Raw genomic sequence first — 15,044 nt, 5'->3', positions numbered from 1 at the left:
GCCTTCCGGGGTCAGGGCGTGGTCGCCGGGTGGGCGACGCGGACGGTGGTGGTGTCGAGGTCGGAGGGCACGTCGACGCAGCGGTCGATGCCGCGGGCGGCCAGCAGCGCGGTGTCCGACAGCCGGGAGCGCAGGACGACCTGCGGGCCGCGGCCGTCCGGTGCGGCCTCGGCCAGGGCGAGCCAGGCGGCGGCGAACCGACCGCCGGGGGCGCAGTCGGCGCGGGTGCCGTGCCGGTCGGTGCCGTCGGACAGCACGTCGTCGAGGACGAGCGCCGTGGCCGACGGTGCGGCGCGGGCGTCGCGGGTGTGCTCGGCGCGGGCGAGGGCGGCGAACGCCTCGCCGGCGGGCTTCAGCCGTCCGTCGTTCGTGAACAGCCCGAGGTCGTACTCGAGCTCCGGGAAGTCCGCGAGCGACCGGGCGACGTCGTGGGAGCACCACCACGTCACGCCGAGCACCTGCTGCGCGTCGAGGACGTGCCGGATGGTCTGCTCGGTGAACGCGGCGGCGTCGGCGGGGTCGACGACGTTGGTGGGGGCGCCGACCTCCTGCAGCCAGTTCGGCCGGGCGGCGTCGCGGTTCCAGGCCGCGGCGAGCTGGAGCAGGTACTCCCCGTGCCGCACCGACCCGGCTCCGAGGGCGCCGTGCAGGGCCGCCGAGCCGTTGAACACCCACGAGTGCGTGACCGTGGCGTCGCCGTGGTCCGCCGCGTGCTCGGGGCCGAAGGGCTGGGCGTCGTCGTACCAGGCCGCGTCGTACTGCGCGACGGTGACCAGTGGCCCGGGGCGCGACCCGGTGGCGGGCGGGACCGTCGAGGCGGGGTCGAGCCGCGCCTCCAGGCCGACCGACACGGACGACGCGGCCGACGCCGACGACCCGTCCGACAGCCCCGCCCGCGCCGCCGCGACCATCGCCGCCGCCCACGCGTGCCCCTGCTCCGCCGTGATCGCGTGCGGTGCGGGGTGCGGCGCGTGTGCGAACTGGTTGACCTCGTTGCCGATGGTGATGCCGAGCAGGTTGGGCTTGTCGGCGACCGCTCCGGCGAGCGCCCGGACGTACGCGGCGGTCGACGCGACCACGTCCGGGTCGGTGAACATGTTGCGGCGGTGCCAGCTGTCCAGCCAGGACGGCACGAAGTCGAAGCTCGACAGGTGCCCCTGCAGGGCGTCCACGTTGACGTCGAGCCCGAACGAGCCGGCGAGGTCGACGACAGTCGCGACGTCGTCGAGGGCCTGCTGCCGGATGAGCGTCCGGTTCGGCTGGACGACCGGCCAGAGCGGGAAGATCCGCACGTGGTCGGCGCCGATCGACGCGATGGCCTCGAGGTCCCTGGCGGTGTCCGACCGCGAGAAGTCGAGCCACGAGTGGAACCAGCCGACCGAGGGCGTGTAGTTGACCCCGAAGCGCATCAGCCCTTCACACCGCCCTCTTCGACGCCCTTGAAGAAGAAGCACTGCAGGACGGCGAAGATCACGGCGATCGGGATGAAGGCGATCATGGTGCCGGCCGCGATCATCCGCTGGTCGGTGGCGAACGTGCCCTGCAGGTACTGCAACCCGACGGTCAGGGTGAGGTTCTCGGGCGACTGCAGCACGATGAGCGGCCAGAGGAAGTCGTCCCACGCACCGATGAACGAGAAGATCGCGATGACCGCGATGGTCCCCTGCACGGCGGGCAGCGAGATGTAGCGCAGGCGTTGCAGCGCGTTCGCACCGTCCATCACCGCTGCCTGGTCGATCTCCTCGGGGATCTGCCGGAACGCGTTGAACATCAGCAGGACGTTGAGCGCCGCGATCATGCCGGGCAGGGCGACGCCGACCAGGTTGTCGGCGAGGCCGAGGTCCTTCACGGTGACGAACTGCGAGATGATCGTCGCCTCGCCGGGCAGCACGAGGGTGCCGAGGAACAGGCCGAGCACGAGCTTCCGGTGCCGCCACTGCAGACGGGCGAGGGCGAAGCCGGCCAGGGTCGCGAACACGATGTTGCCGAGCACGTCGATCGCGGCGACGAGCAGCGAGTTGCCGATGTACCGCCACACCGGGATCGCCGCGGCGACCTTCAGGTAGTTCTCGATGGTCGGTTCGGACGGGATGAACGACGGGTTCGCCGTGTAGATGTCCTCACCGGCGCCCTTGAGCGACGTGGACAGCTGCCACAGGAACGGGCCGATCGTGATGAAGAGCACCACGATGAGCAGGACGTAGCGGACGACCTTCTCGCGGGTGGACATGACGCCCCAGACCGCGCGGCGCCGCTTGCGTCCGTCGCGTCCGTTCTGCCTGGAGGCCCGTCCCGCGCCCGTCGCGCCGGTCACGTCCGGCGTCGGGCTGGCTGCGCCCTGCGCGCCGCCGATGACGGGTTCGGTCGTGCTGGTCGTGTTCGTCACTTGTCCGCCTTGCTGTTCATCCGGGCGAGGGCGAGCATCGGCACGAGCGTCACGACGAAGAGCAGGAGGCTCAGGGCGGACGCGTAACCGAGGTTGCCGGTGAAGCCGCGGGCGTACTGCTGGATGAGCATGACGAGCGAGTTGTCCTGCCCGCCGGGCCCGCCGGTGCCGTTCGTGAGGATGTAGAGCTCGCTGAACACCCGGAGCGCGGAGACGCACACCAGGATCCCGACGAGCGTCATGGTGCCGCGGACCCCGGGCATCGTGACCGACCAGAAGCGCCGGACCGCGCCGGCGCCGTCGAGCGCGGCGGCCTCGTGCAGGTCCTTGCCGACGTTCCCGAGGGCGGCCAGGAAGATGATCATGTAGTAGCCGAGCCCCTTCCACACCGTCAGGCTGATGGCGCTGAGGAGCAGCAGCCACCGGTCGGTCAGGAACGGGACGCTGCCCTGCACGACACCGAGGGCCTGCGCCATCTCGTTGATGACGCCGCGGTCGTCGAGGATCCACGTCCAGATGAGCCCGACGACCACCGCGGACGCGATGACCGGCGTGTAGAACGCGGTGCGGAAGAACGCGATCCCGGGCAGCTTCTGCTGCACGAGCACGGCGATGAGGAGCGGGAGGACCGTCAGCAGCGGCAGGCACACCGCCATGTAGATGACGCTGTTGAGCAGCGCCTCCCACACCTGCGGATCAGCGAGCAGGGTCTCGAAGTTCTGCACCCCGACCCACTGGCTGACGCCGCCGAGCGGGCTGGCGTTCGTGAACGACAACCGGACCGTGTTGATCGAGGGCCACAGGCTGAACGCGACGAGCCAGATCAGTGCCGGCAGGACGAGCAACCAGGGCGTGTACCAGCGGTTCGCACGCATGACGATCCTCCCTCTTCCTTCTCCGGGGCCGGATCAGCCGTTGGCCAGCAGGCTGTTCATCTTGGTCTGGGCGGTCTGCAGCGCCTTCTCGGGCGCCACCTGGCCCTTCATCGCGAGGGCGATCTGCTGGTCGAGGAAGTCCGTCATCGCGGAGTTCGCCTCGACCGGGTTGATGACCTTCGCCGTCTTCAGGGCCTCGTTCGCCAGGACCCGGGCCTCGCCGTTCACGGTGCCGTCGTCCTTCGAGAAGTACGGGTCGGACTGCGACGACGTGGTGGACGGGAAGATGTTGACCTTGTGGGCGAACGCCTCCTGGTTCTTCGCGTTCGTCATGAACTTCGCAAAAGCCTCGGCGGTGGCGAGGTGCTTCGACTTGCTCGAGACCGACAGGCCCTGCACGTAGAGCGGCGGGGTGTCGAGTGCGGGGCTGACGGTGACCTTGCCCTTGAGCGACGGGTTGTTCTTCTCGAAGTCGGCGAGCGAGGTGGCCCCACCGGTGGTCCAGGCGACCTTGGCCTGCGTGAAGAGGGTGGAGTTGCCGAGGTAGTCGCTGTTCAGCACGTTGGAGGGCATGTAGCCGTCCTGGTACGCGTCCTTGTAGCGGTCGATCAGGTCGGCGGCCTTCGACGAGTCGGCGAAGGTGAACTTCGTGCCGTCGGCGTTGAGCACCCTGACGCCGGCGAGGGTGAAGTCACCGAGGCCGGGCTTCCGGCTCATCAGGTAGTCGGTCGGGCAGTTGTCGTGCATGGTCTTCGCCTGCGTGAACAGCTCGTCGGTGGTCTTCGGCGGGTTCTTCGCGTCGAGGCCGCACTTGGCGAACATCGTCGAGTTCCAGTAGTTCACGTCGGTGTTGAGGTACCAGGGGTACCCGAACGTGCCGTCCACTCCCTTGTACTTGTACGAGTCCAACGCGCCGGCGACGTACGTGCTGGCGAGCTTCGAGTCGTCCTTCGCGACGTCCTGCAGGAACCCGCGCTTCGCGAGCGGCAGGGCGATGTCCGGCGGCAGGTTGATCACGTCGGGCAGGCTGTTCGACGAGGCCTGGCTGAGCACCTTGTCGGCGTACCCGTCGCCGGGCTGGTCCTGCAGCTTGACCTTCGCGTCCGGGTGGGCCTGCTCGAAGTCCTTGATGACTCCGTTGAGGTAGCCCGTGTAGGTCGGCGTGAGCGCCCAGGTCTGCAGGGTGATGGTGCCGCTGATCTCGCCGTCGCCGTTGTCGGCCGCGTTCCCGCCGCTCGAGCAGCCGGTCAGGACGAGCGCCGTGGCGGCGGCCGTCGCGAGCAGCGCGGTGGCGCGGCCCCTCGTCATGCGTGTGGTGGTCCTCATGGCGTCTGACTCCCTCGTCATAGCTGAACCGGTTCAGCAGCAGTCACCGAACCCGTGTGTGGCAGCCACTGTGGATGACTAAAGCGCTATAGTCAACCCCGTGGCCACCAAGCGTCGAACGACGATCGCCGACATCGCCGCGCGGGCCGGTGTGTCCATCAGCGCGGTGTCCTTCGCGTTGAACGACCGCCCCGGTGTCTCCGACGAGACCCGTCGCCGCGTGCGCGAGATCGCCCGCGAGCTCGACTGGCAGCCACACACCGCGGCCCGGGCACTCGGCGGCGCGAAGGCCGGTTCCATCGGGTTCGTGCTGAACCGCCCGGCCCGGACCCTGGGGACGGAGTCGTTCTTCGGCGACCTGATCTCCGGCATCCAGCTCGGGCTCGCCGGCACCCACGTCGGCATGAACCTGCTCGTCGCGCGTGATGCCGAGGAAGAACTCGAGACCTACCGGGACTGGTGGCGCGGACACCGTGTCGACGGCGTGATCGTGATCGACCCCCGTCGCGACGACGCCCGGCTCGCCCTGCTCGCCGACCTCGGCATGCCGACCGTCGTCGTCGGCTCGCACCCCTCACCCGAAGGCGCCGCCCCCACGGTCTGGATCGACGACTCGGACGCCACCGACACCGTTCTGCGGTACCTGCACGCCCTCGGGCACCGCCGCATCGCGCACGTCGCCGGACGGCCCGAGTTCGAGCACACCGCCATGCGCATGGACCGGCTCCGGGCGTTCGCTGCCGACGAGGGACTCGACGACGCGGTCTCGGTGCCGACGGACTACTCGGCCGAGGCCGGCGCGCGCGCCACCCGCACCCTGCTGTCTCGGAGCGTCCGACCGACCGCGATCATCTACGACAACGACGTGCTCGCCGTCGCAGGGCTGGGCGTGGCGAGCGAGATGGGCGTCGCGGTGCCCGGCGACGTCTCGATCGTGTCCTTCGACGACTCGGCGATGATCCGGCTCGTCCGGCCGGCGATCACCTCGCTCACCCGCGACACGGTCGAGCTCGGACAGCGTGCGGCGACCCTGTTGCGCGCGCAGATCGACGCGAGCGCCCCGCTCCCCTCACGCCCGGGCCCCTCGCTCACCCTGAGCGTCCGGGAGTCCACCGGCCGCACCCCCGCCTGACCCGCTCCGGAGGTCGGCCCCGACGACTCGCTCCCGCTCCCGCTGCCGCTGCCGCTTCCGAAGCGCGGCGCGGCTGCCTGTATCTGGCGCGCACACACCGGTCGGCGGCGGGACGACGTGGTCTTCTCCGCGCCGTGACGGTTTTGGTTCACGAAACCCGAGGATCGTGAACCGGAACCGTCATCGATGCGAAGCGGAACCTCCTTCCCCCGCCCTCGACGGTCAGCGGCGGTTCGTCGGGGGTCGGACCCGCTCGAGGGCCCGTCGCATGGACGACGTCGTGCTGAAGCCGAAGCGGGTCGCGACGTCGGACGGGCGGTCTCCACGGCTGAGCGCGCTCCGGACGGCGAGACTGCGGTACCAGCGGCCGAGCTGCGCGGGCGAGCATCCCGTCGCTGCGACGCACCGGCGCTCGAGGGTGCGCTCCGACATGTCGATGCCGACGAGGAGGTCCCGCACGGATGGTCGACCGGCGGGATCGAACAGGCGGTCGAGGACCCGCGCGAGACTGTTGTCGCCGAGCATCGGGGGCGGGTTGTCGCGGAGCACCGTCGTGACGACGAGTCCGGCGAGGGCCTGCTGCTGCGCGCCGTGCCACCTCCCGCCGTCGAGATGCCCGACGTGGCGCAGCGCGAGGCCGACGTCGGGCGAGGGCGCACCGGGTGGGCCGGTGCTCGCGAGGGGTGGGAGTGCGAGGACCTCGTCGGCGAGGGGGCCGAGCGTTGCGGTGCCCACGAGGACACCGGTGAGCGCGAAGAGTGCCTCGTGCGGGAACGCGTACGTCTCCGCGACGTGGGGTGCCCCGGAGCGCTCCGGGCCCGTGCTGATCGTCATCGGCACGTGCCCTTGGACGAGGGCGGCGGTGCCGGCGTCGACGATCGCGATGTCGTCTCCGCGCCGGATCCACACGGAGCGGGACCGCGTCGCCACCCAGGCGTGGGTGCCCGTCGGTTCGACGTCGAGCGTCCACGCCTCGTCGTCGGATCGGACCTCGGTGCCCGGCCCGACCTGGAGCCCGACGGCGTCGATCAGTGCTCGGAGCGCATCACCCATCCGAGGAGCGTGATCCACGGGCGGGACGCGTGGGCGTGGGTCGGGCGACCTGTGGAAGAGGGGGGATAACCCCACCCGGGGTGGGGAGAGGGCAGGATGGGGGAACGGCTCCGCGATCGCGAGGCTGGATGCATGACCGACACCGACCGCCTCGACCAGGCGCGAACCGTCCCGCTGGACGACGTCACGCCTTCGCCCGACCAGGCCCAGACCGTCCCGCTGGGCGACTCCGTGCCCCCTGGAGCCACCAAGCCGATGCCCCAGTACCCGCGCCAGCACCACCAGGACCCCCAGGACGCCCCGCAGTCCCCGCCGGCGTCGTGGAGCGCCACCCCGCGGGTCGGGTCCGGCCCGGTCGGTGGTTCCGGTCGCGGGTCCGGCATGACCGCCGGGCAGTTCTACCGCGACGCCTGGAAGCGCCTGCCGCGGGACTTCGGCTACATGGCGCTCACCGCCGTGCTGCTCTGCACGCTGTACTTCGCGTTCCCGACGGCGATCTTCGGTGGCGGGTTCCGGGACCTGTTCAACCCCTTCGTCCTGCTCATGTTCTTCATCGCGCTGTTCGTGGCGCGGTGGCTCGGACAGTTCGAGAAGCTCCGCATGAGCTGGGCTGACCGACGCCCGATCCGCCCGGTGGACTGGACGCCTCGCTGGCAGCAGAACTGGTGGACCCGCACGGGGTCGGCCGTCGCCAACCCGCACTACTGGCTCTACCTGCTGCACGCCGCGGTCGTGTACCCGCTCGTCGCGGTCTTCACCGTGGGTGCCGGAGCCCTGCTGTTCGTCGGCTTCCTCTGGCCCGTCGGGCTCGCGGTGGTGGCGTTCGCCAACGGCCTGAGCGCGCAGTACTTCGGCTGGGACACGACGGCCGTCGTCGGGTTCGGCGCCCTCGGGCTGCTGTCGATGGCCGCCTCGATCGTGCTCTTCCCGCTCTGGGCCCGCGGGTCCGTCCTGGCGCACTACTGGGTCGACTTCGGCCTGCTGGGCGGCTTCCGGGCCGAGCAACTCGAGCAGCGCGTCGCCGGCCTGCAGGCCTCCCGTGCCGGTGCCGTCACCGCCGAGGGGCAGGCACTCCGCCAGATCGAGCGCGACCTGCACGACGGCCCGCAACAGCGGCTGGTGCGACTCCGCATGGACCTGTCCGCCGCCGAGCGCGCCTTCGAGAAGGACCCCGAGAAGGCCAAGCAGCTCATCGGTGAGGCATCCGAGCACGCCCAGGACGCCCTCGACGAACTGCGCGCACTGTCACGCGGCTTCGCACCGCCGATCCTGCTCGACCGCGGACTCGTCGCGGCGCTCGAGGCACTGGTCGCCCGCACCCCGATCCCGGTGGGCCTGGACGTCCGGCTGCCCGAGGGCCTGGAGCTCGCCACGGAGATCCAGCGCAACGTGTACTTCACGGTGAGCGAGCTCCTGACGAACACCATGAAGCACGCCGGCGCCACCACCGCCGGGGTGTACCTCGGCCTGGTCGTCGATGCCTCGGGCCTCTGGTACCTGACCGTCAGCGTCACCGACGACGGTCGGGGTGGTGCCCGACCGCAGCAGGGCCACGGGATCGAGGGCCTGATCGGCCGGATGCGGGCCCTCGACGGCGACCTGGTCGTCTCGAGCCCCGAGGGCGGCCCGACCGAGGCCACCGCCCGGATCCCCCTCGGCGCCCTGAACGGCGTCCCGACGGCGGCGAACCAGCGGTCGTGACCCCACGGGAGCGTCCGCGCTCCCACTAGGCTGGTCGGCATGACAGACGGCCCGGATGCAGCACGCATCCGGGCCGTCGTCGTCGACGACGCCGTCCTGCTGCGCGAGGGCCTGGCCCGCGTGCTCGACGAGGCCGGCATCGACGTCATCGGGCAGTACTCCGACGCCCGGGCCTTCCTGGCGACCCTGCCCGAGGGCGCACCCGACGTCGTGGTGATGGACGTGCGGATGCCGCCGACCTTCACCGACGAAGGCGTCCGCGCCGCCGTCGAGACCCGCCGGATCGCCCCACGGACGGGCGTGCTCCTGCTCTCCCAGTACGTCGAGGCCACCTACGCCGAGGACGTCCTGGCCGCCGGCGCGACCGGCATCGGCTACCTGCTCAAGGACCGCGTCACCCGGCTCGAGGAGATCGACGACGCCGTCCGCCGCATCGCCGCCGGCGGCACCGTGCTCGACCCCGAGGTCGTCACGCAGCTGATGAGCCGCCGCCGCGACCCGCTCGCAGCCCTGACCCCGCGCGAGCGTGACGTGCTCGGGCTGATGGCCGAGGGTCGCACGAACGCCGCGATCGCCCGCGCCCTGGTGATCGGCACCGGTGCCGTCGAGAAGCACGTGTCGAGCATCTTCGGCAAGCTCGCACTCGAGGACACCGGAGAGGACCACCGCCGTGTCCTCGCCGTCCTCGCCTACCTCGGATGAGCCGAGCCCGAGGATGAACCGGGTCCCCGCGCCCCTGCTGGCCCTCACCGCGATGGTGTCCGTCCAGCTCGGCGCCGCGATCGCGAAGACCCACTTCGACGACGTCGGCGCGGTCGAGGCCGCCACGCTGCGGCTCGTCATCGGCGCCGTCGTGCTCGCCCTGGTGGTCCGTCCCCGCGTCCGGCACTGGACGCGGGCGCAGTGGCTCGGTGCGGTCGGGCTCGGCCTGGCGCTCGGCGGCATGAACGTCTTCATCTACCTGTCGTTCGCGAGCATCCCGATCGGGGTCGCCGTGACGATCGAATTCCTCGGGCCGCTCGCCCTGTCGCTCGTGCACACCCGGCGCTGGCGCGACGCACTGTGGGCCGTGCTGGCGCTCGCCGGGGTCGTGCTGCTCGGCGTCGGCCCGACCGCGGTGACCGAGGTGGGCGGTGTCGTCTGGGCGGTCCTGGCCGCCGGGTGCTGGGCGGGCTACATCGTGATGAACCGGCACGTCGGCGCCGCGATCCCCGGTGTCGACGGGCTCGTCGTGTCGATGGTGGTCGCGATGCTCGTGTCGTTGCCGTTCGGGCTCCGGTCCGCGGTCGACGGCGTCCTGCGCGAACCGACGCTCCTGATCGTCTTCGGTGCGGTCGCCGTGCTGTCCAGCGTGCTGCCGTACGCGCTCGAGATGCTCGCGCTCCGCCGGATGCCGACGCGGGTGTTCGGCGTGCTGCAGAGCCTCGGCCCGGCGATCGCTGCCCTGGCCGGCCTGGTGGTGCTGGCCGAGGGGCTGTCGGTGCTCGAGACGGTCGCCCTGGCGTGCGTCACCGCGGCGAGCGTCGGCGTGACGCTGTCGGCGCGTCGCCGACGCGGCGGACCGGTGGGGTGAACGAAGAGGAGGCCCGGATCACGTCCGCCGGGAGCGGTGCGTGATCCGGGCCTCCGGAGAAGACCGTCTACTCGTCGCGCAGGAAGTCTGCGTACGTGGGTTCCGACTGCTCGCCCGACAGCAGGGCCGGATCGTTGATCCGACGCTCGACGTAGGCGCTGATGACCTCGGGCGGGGTGAGCACGTGGGCGACCCAGGACGGCACCGCTGCGTTCTTCATGGTGCCTCCTTCTGGGACAGGGGTCCGGACCGAATGCCTCGATCAGTGAGTTACTTGCTGACCCCGTGTTCGCTAAACCATCCTCGGGGTGCGGGCGGAAGTCAACGCAGTGCGTTCTGCGGACTCCGGTTCGCGCTGTCCCGGTCGGCACGGAGCGTGCGGTGCTTCACCGCGGAGCGCCACACCCACGCCTCGGCCTGCTGCCCGAACTGCGCCCACTCGACCAGCACGGCATCGCGGGTCCAGCTCTTCGCAAAGGCCTTCACCCGGACGTGGAAGGTCGGGAACTGGATCCACGCCCAGACCGGTTTCGGGGTGACGGCGTGGCAGACGTCGCCGCCGCGGGCGTCCTCGGACAGGGAGTACGCGCGCGGACGCTCGACCTCCGGGTGTTCCGGGGGCTGCCACCGGTTCTCGCGACGCCGTCCCACGACGGTATTCGAACGTGTGTTCGAACGACAGTCAAGTCGACCGCGTCGTCTGGACGAGCACCCGGGGCCGGACGGGCGTGTCGTCGGGGGCGCCGAACGGTGGGGAGCGTGTTCCGCTGGCGGGGTCCCGGGGCATAGGGTGCGGGCATGCAGAGCAGCACGGGGGTACGGGTGGTGTCGGCGGCCGCGGTCGTGGCGGCGCTGGTGTTCGGAGCGGCCGGACTGGTCGGGACGGTCTGGTTGGCGCCCTGGGACCTGCCCCGCGGGTTGCTCCTCGGCGCCACGGTCGTCGCCGGCATCGCCGCAGTCGTCGTGCTCGCCGCCGCGGTGCGCGCTCGGGACCGCCGGGCGCTCACGTTCGCGGTGTCCGTGCTCGCCTTCGCGCTCGTGTCACTGGTTCCCGGACTGTTGATCGACGTGTTCCTCGTCGTCGCGCAGGCGGCGCTCGTTGCCTTCGGTGTCGTCACCGTCCGGAGTGAGCCGGGAGTGCAGCGGGCCTTCGGCTGGATCGTCACGGTGGCGGCCGCGGCGTGGTTCGTCACCGCACTGCTGTCGGAGACCGAGCTCCTCACGGCGCTCCCGCAGGCGTCGCTCGGCGTGGCCATCGCGGTCCCGGGGCTGCTGCAGACCGTCGCGTACCTGGCAGCGGCGGTGCTCGTCGCGGTGCCGCTGCTGCGCCCGGTGGGCCGCGGTGTCGGCGTGCTGTGGGCCTCGGCCGAGGTGCACTGACCCGGACTCCCGCCCGCCTCAGCCTGCGCGGGCCGCCAGTCGCTCGGAGCGTCGGCGTGCCTGCTCCCCGGGGTCCGGCACCGGGGCGGCCTGGATGAGTCGTCGTGTGTACGGGTCCTGGGGCGAGCGCAGGATGGCGTCGCGCGTCCCGTGTTCGGCGACCCGGCCGCCGTGCAGCACGACGACCCGGTCGCACAGGGTGTCGACCACGGCGAGGTCGTGCGTGACGAACAGGCACGCGAACCCGAGGCGCTCCTGCAGCTCGCGGAACACGTCGAGCACGCGGGCCTGCACCGACACGTCGAGCGCACTCGTCGGCTCGTCGGCGATCAGGAGCGCGGGGTCGAGGGCCACCGCGCGGGCGATCGCGACGCGTTGCCGTTGGCCACCGGAGAGTTCGTGCGGGTAGCGCTCGGCGTACCCGCCGTCGAGGCCGACGTCGGCGAGGAGCCGCTCGACACGCTCCTCGACCTGCGCCGCCGGCAGCCGGAGGATCTGGCGGAGCGGCTCGGCGACGGTCTGCCCGACCGTGTACCGGGGGTTGAGCGACCGGAGCGGGTTCTGGAACACCACGCCGACGTGCTGGCGCATCTGCCGGCGAGCGGCTCGTCGTGCGCCGGCAACGTCGGTGCCGTCGACGACCACCGAGCCCGAGGTGATCGGCGCGAGGCCGACCGCGGCCCGGCCGATGGTGGTCTTGCCGCTGCCGGACTCCCCCACCAGGCCGACGATCTCGCCCCGGCCGACGGTGAACGACACGTCGTCGACGGCACGGAAGCGCCCGCGCAGGGCGCCGCCGTACTCGACCACGAGGTGCCGGACGTCCAGCACGGCGGCCGGTGGCTCCGTGGCGGAGCCGAGCCGGGCCTCCTGGCCGGACCCGGTGCCCATCCGCGGGACCGCAGCGAGGAGTTCCCGCGTGTAGTCGGCGGACGGTGCGGCGAAGACCGTCGCGGCGGTGCCGGTCTCGACGACGCGTCCGCGGCGCATCACGACCACGCGGTCGGCGAGGTCCGCGACGACGCCCATGTCGTGGGTGATGAGCAGGATCGCGGTGCCGGTGCGCTCGCGCAGCGCGCGGAGGACGTCGAGCACCTCGGCCTGCACGGTGACGTCGAGGGCGGTCGTCGGCTCGTCCGCGATGAGCAGGTCCGGGTCGGCGGCGAGCGCCATCGCGATCATCACGCGCTGGGCCTGCCCGCCGGAGAGTTCGTGCGGGTACTGGCCCAGGCGGCGTTCGGGTTCGGGGACCTCCACGGCGCGGAGCAGCTCGAGCGAGCGCTCCCGGACGGCGGCGCGGTCGTGCGGGCCGTCGGTGCGTCGGACGGCCTCGGCGAGCTGGAACCCGATGGTGAACACCGGGTTCAGCGCCGCGGACGGGTCCTGGAAGATCATCGACACGCTGCGGCCCCGGACCGACCGGAGGGTGCGCTCGTCGGTGCCGATGACCTCGAGGTCGCCGAGCCGGACGCTCCCCGAGGCGCGCGCACCGTCGGGGGCGATGCCCATCGCGGTCATCGCGGTCATGCTCTTGCCGGAGCCGGACTCCCCCACGACCGCGACGACCTCGCCCCGGGCGACGGTGAACGAGGCGTCGTCGACGGCGCGGACGACCTCGCCGTCGACGTCGAAGGTGACGGTGAGGTGCTCGACGGTCAGGACGTCGGTGGTGCCGCTCATGGGGTCTCCGGGGGGTCGGTGTCGTCGCGGGCGGCCTTGAAGGCCTCCCACTCCTCGAGCATCTTGCGGTGGTAGCCCTGTAGCCACTGCATGTAGTCGCGGCCGTTGAGCAGGCGCTCGCGGACCTCGGCGTCCACGTCGCCCGTGCCGGTGCGGCCGGCACCCTCGACGACGGCGAGCCCGCGGCCGATGATGTCGCGCTGCCGGTCGAGGTACTTCCGTTCGCTGGCGAGCCAGGAACCCCAGACGTCGGCCTCGGCGCGGAAGTAGTGACTGCGCTCGCCGGGGACGATGTGGCGCTTCACGAACCCGGAGTCGACGAGCCGCCGGGTTGCCATCGACACCGACCCCGAGCTGGCACCGAGCGCTGCCTGCAGGTCGGACGACGACGAGTGCGGTGCGCGGGTCATCATCAGGTAGCCGAGCACCCGGGCGTCGGTGAGGGGCATGCCCGCGCCGTCGTTGAGCATCAGGGCGAACTCCTCGACGAACGCCTGGCGCTCCGGTCCGAGCAGCCGGTCGTCGGTCACGAGGCCAGCCCGGCGGCCACCTCGGGTCGCTCGTCCGGGATCGACCACGGCTCCTGCGACATGCCGCCACCGCCGCGGATCGCCCGCACGGCGCCGTCCTCGTCGCGCGTGTAGGTGATGTCCTCGTCGACCGAGCCGAAGCGGTTGCCGTGGGTCATCCGCAGGGTGTCGGCGTCGACCACCTCGAGCCGCGTGGGGGTGTCCATCGGTTCGGGGCCGGACGGGTCGACCTCGACGAGCCGGTCACCGATCCGGGCGACGTCGGTGACGCCCCACGGGTTGGCGAAGCGTCCGGTGAACGTGGCGGTGTCGACGTCGTCGGGCACCGGGGTCCCCGGGGCGTCGGCGTCGGCCGCTGCGTCGAGCATGGCGATGACCGCCGTGGCGATGAGCGTGGCGGGTCCGGCGGCGGCACTCGTGAGCACGGACACGACGAGCCCGGACGCCGGGTCGAACATCGACTGGGTGATGTGGCCGGGGAACCCGCCCGAGTGGCCGCGGATCTCCCGTCCGCCGATCCGGTCGACGATGAACCCGGCGCCGTAGCCGCGGGCGGCGGGGTCGTCGGTGGCGCTCCAGGCCTTCCGCTGCGCGAGGCGCTTGGAGTGGTCGTCGAGCAGGGTGCCCTGCCCGATCACGTGCTGCGAGAAGTAGCGGACCAGGTCGGACGCGGTGCCGTGGAACCCGGTGGCGGCGGCCATCGCGCGGGTGTCGACGTGGTCGATGCGCTGCCGGTGCCTGGCGGTGTGGAAGCCGGTGTACCCGACCACGAAGTCGTCGGCGCGTGCGGGGTCCCAGTCGGGGCCGGTGTTCCGCAAGCCCAGGGGTCCGGTGATCGACTCCCGTACGAAGTCGTTGTACGACTGCCCGGACACCGCGGCGATGACCAGGCCGAGCAGGGAGTAGCCGAGGTTCGAGTAGTTGAACGACGAGCCGGTCGGCACCTTCTGGCCCCGGTCGAGCACGAGCGCCAGGAGTTCCTGCTCGTCGGGGAACGGGCGGAGCAGGGACCAGTAGTCGCCGTCGTGCCCGTCGCGGATGACGCCGGCACCCATCTCCATGAGCTCGCGCAGGGTGGCGTCGGCGAGTGGGGAGCCGCCGTCGACCAGTGCCGGGACGTACGTGCCGACGGTGTCGTCGAGCCGGAGCGACCCGCGCTCGGCGAGCTGCAGCAGGGCCGTCGCGGTGAAGGTCTTCGAGTGCGAGGCGATGCGGAACAGGTCGGTGGTGGTCAGGCGGCGCCCGGCCTCGACGTCGGCGTAGCCCCAGGCCTCGTCGAACAGGACCTCGCCGCCGTACCCGACGGCGACCTGCACGCCGGGCACCCGCAGCTGCCACACCTTGTACGACACCCACTCACGGATGTAGGGCAGGGTCTTCCGGTACGCGGAGAGGGTGTCGGTCACGA

General features: G+C 71.7%; 15 protein-coding genes. 5 read left to right on the top strand and 10 right to left on the bottom strand.

Going from position 1 to position 15,044, the window contains the following annotated elements:
* Positions 1-11 precede the first annotated feature (11 nt).
* From BR70_RS0101860 to BR70_RS0101845, 4 genes are read right to left on the bottom strand one after another with little or no spacing between them, the layout of a single operon-like run.
* A complete protein-coding gene (locus BR70_RS0101860; RefSeq protein WP_027464689.1) occupies positions 12-1,409 on the bottom strand; it encodes a glycoside hydrolase 5 family protein in 1,398 nt (465 codons plus the stop codon).
* Entirely contained in the window at positions 1,409-2,386 is a 978-nt protein-coding gene (locus BR70_RS0101855; RefSeq protein ID WP_197019598.1) for a carbohydrate ABC transporter permease, read from the bottom strand. The genes BR70_RS0101860 and BR70_RS0101855 overlap by 1 nt, the downstream gene beginning before the upstream one ends.
* Positions 2,383-3,261, bottom strand: a complete 879-nt coding sequence (locus BR70_RS0101850; protein ID WP_027464687.1) for a carbohydrate ABC transporter permease — start codon at positions 3,259-3,261, stop codon at positions 2,383-2,385. The genes BR70_RS0101855 and BR70_RS0101850 overlap by 4 nt, the downstream gene beginning before the upstream one ends.
* Before the next feature lie 33 nt (positions 3,262-3,294).
* The gene (locus BR70_RS0101845) at positions 3,295-4,569 is read right to left on the bottom strand and encodes an ABC transporter substrate-binding protein (protein ID WP_027464686.1); all 1,275 of its coding nucleotides are present in this window, start codon (positions 4,567-4,569) and stop codon (positions 3,295-3,297) included.
* A 118-nt stretch (positions 4,570-4,687) separates the two neighbouring features.
* Between BR70_RS0101845 and BR70_RS0101840 the strand changes: the two genes are divergently transcribed.
* Positions 4,688-5,719 (top strand): LacI family DNA-binding transcriptional regulator, encoded by a 1,032-nt coding sequence (locus tag BR70_RS0101840; RefSeq protein WP_027464685.1) that lies wholly within the window; start codon positions 4,688-4,690, stop codon positions 5,717-5,719.
* Between the two features lie 222 nt (positions 5,720-5,941).
* On the opposite strand, the gene BR70_RS0101835 is transcribed toward BR70_RS0101840, so the two are convergent.
* Positions 5,942-6,772, bottom strand: coding sequence for an AraC family transcriptional regulator (locus tag BR70_RS0101835; protein WP_027464684.1), 831 nt, complete (start codon positions 6,770-6,772; stop codon positions 5,942-5,944).
* A gap of 132 nt (positions 6,773-6,904) precedes the next feature.
* Here BR70_RS0101835 and BR70_RS19020 point away from each other — a divergent pair, with 132 nt between their 5' ends.
* The 3 genes from BR70_RS19020 to BR70_RS0101820 are packed head-to-tail and all read left to right on the top strand — an operon-like array spanning position 6,905 to position 10,046.
* The gene (locus BR70_RS19020; protein ID WP_027464683.1) at positions 6,905-8,473 is read left to right on the top strand and encodes a sensor histidine kinase; all 1,569 of its coding nucleotides are present in this window, start codon (positions 6,905-6,907) and stop codon (positions 8,471-8,473) included.
* A gap of 39 nt (positions 8,474-8,512) precedes the next feature.
* Positions 8,513-9,175 carry a response regulator transcription factor gene (locus BR70_RS0101825; protein WP_027464682.1) on the top strand — a complete coding sequence of 221 codons (663 nt, stop codon included), beginning with the start codon at positions 8,513-8,515 and terminating at the stop codon, positions 9,173-9,175.
* A gap of 13 nt (positions 9,176-9,188) precedes the next feature.
* Complete coding sequence (locus tag BR70_RS0101820) at positions 9,189-10,046, top strand: EamA family transporter (RefSeq protein ID WP_027464681.1); 858 nt, start codon at positions 9,189-9,191, stop codon at positions 10,044-10,046.
* 67 nt (positions 10,047-10,113) lie between these two features.
* On the opposite strand, the gene BR70_RS23050 is transcribed toward BR70_RS0101820, so the two are convergent.
* Complete coding sequence (locus tag BR70_RS23050; RefSeq protein ID WP_017886018.1) at positions 10,114-10,266, bottom strand: hypothetical protein; 153 nt, start codon at positions 10,264-10,266, stop codon at positions 10,114-10,116.
* A gap of 101 nt (positions 10,267-10,367) precedes the next feature.
* Positions 10,368-10,697, bottom strand: a complete 330-nt coding sequence (locus tag BR70_RS19015; protein ID WP_035807629.1) for a hypothetical protein — start codon at positions 10,695-10,697, stop codon at positions 10,368-10,370.
* Positions 10,698-10,844: 147 nt separating this feature from the next.
* Here BR70_RS19015 and BR70_RS0101805 point away from each other — a divergent pair, with 147 nt between their 5' ends.
* Positions 10,845-11,426 (top strand): hypothetical protein, encoded by a 582-nt coding sequence (locus BR70_RS0101805; protein WP_155896730.1) that lies wholly within the window; start codon positions 10,845-10,847, stop codon positions 11,424-11,426.
* An 18-nt stretch (positions 11,427-11,444) separates the two neighbouring features.
* Here BR70_RS0101805 and BR70_RS0101800 read toward each other — a convergent pair whose 3' ends face one another.
* Genes BR70_RS0101800 through BR70_RS0101790 form a run of 3 tightly spaced genes read right to left on the bottom strand, consistent with a single transcriptional unit; the run spans position 11,445 to position 15,042 of the window.
* Positions 11,445-13,106 carry a dipeptide ABC transporter ATP-binding protein gene (locus tag BR70_RS0101800; protein ID WP_027464679.1) on the bottom strand — a complete coding sequence of 554 codons (1,662 nt, stop codon included), beginning with the start codon at positions 13,104-13,106 and terminating at the stop codon, positions 11,445-11,447.
* Positions 13,103-13,636 carry a GbsR/MarR family transcriptional regulator gene (locus BR70_RS0101795; protein ID WP_231495614.1) on the bottom strand — a complete coding sequence of 178 codons (534 nt, stop codon included), beginning with the start codon at positions 13,634-13,636 and terminating at the stop codon, positions 13,103-13,105. Before BR70_RS0101795 ends, BR70_RS0101800 begins: the two co-directional genes overlap by 4 nt.
* A complete protein-coding gene (locus tag BR70_RS0101790; protein ID WP_051596524.1) occupies positions 13,633-15,042 on the bottom strand; it encodes a serine hydrolase in 1,410 nt (469 codons plus the stop codon). The genes BR70_RS0101795 and BR70_RS0101790 overlap by 4 nt, the downstream gene beginning before the upstream one ends.
* Positions 15,043-15,044: the final 2 nt, after the last annotated feature.

The organism is Curtobacterium sp. UNCCL17 (genome assembly GCF_000686685.1).
Lineage (GTDB): Bacteria > Actinomycetota > Actinomycetes > Actinomycetales > Microbacteriaceae > Curtobacterium > Curtobacterium flaccumfaciens.
Note: the sequence above shows the minus strand (reverse complement) of the source record. Positions and strands in the feature narration are given on the sequence as shown.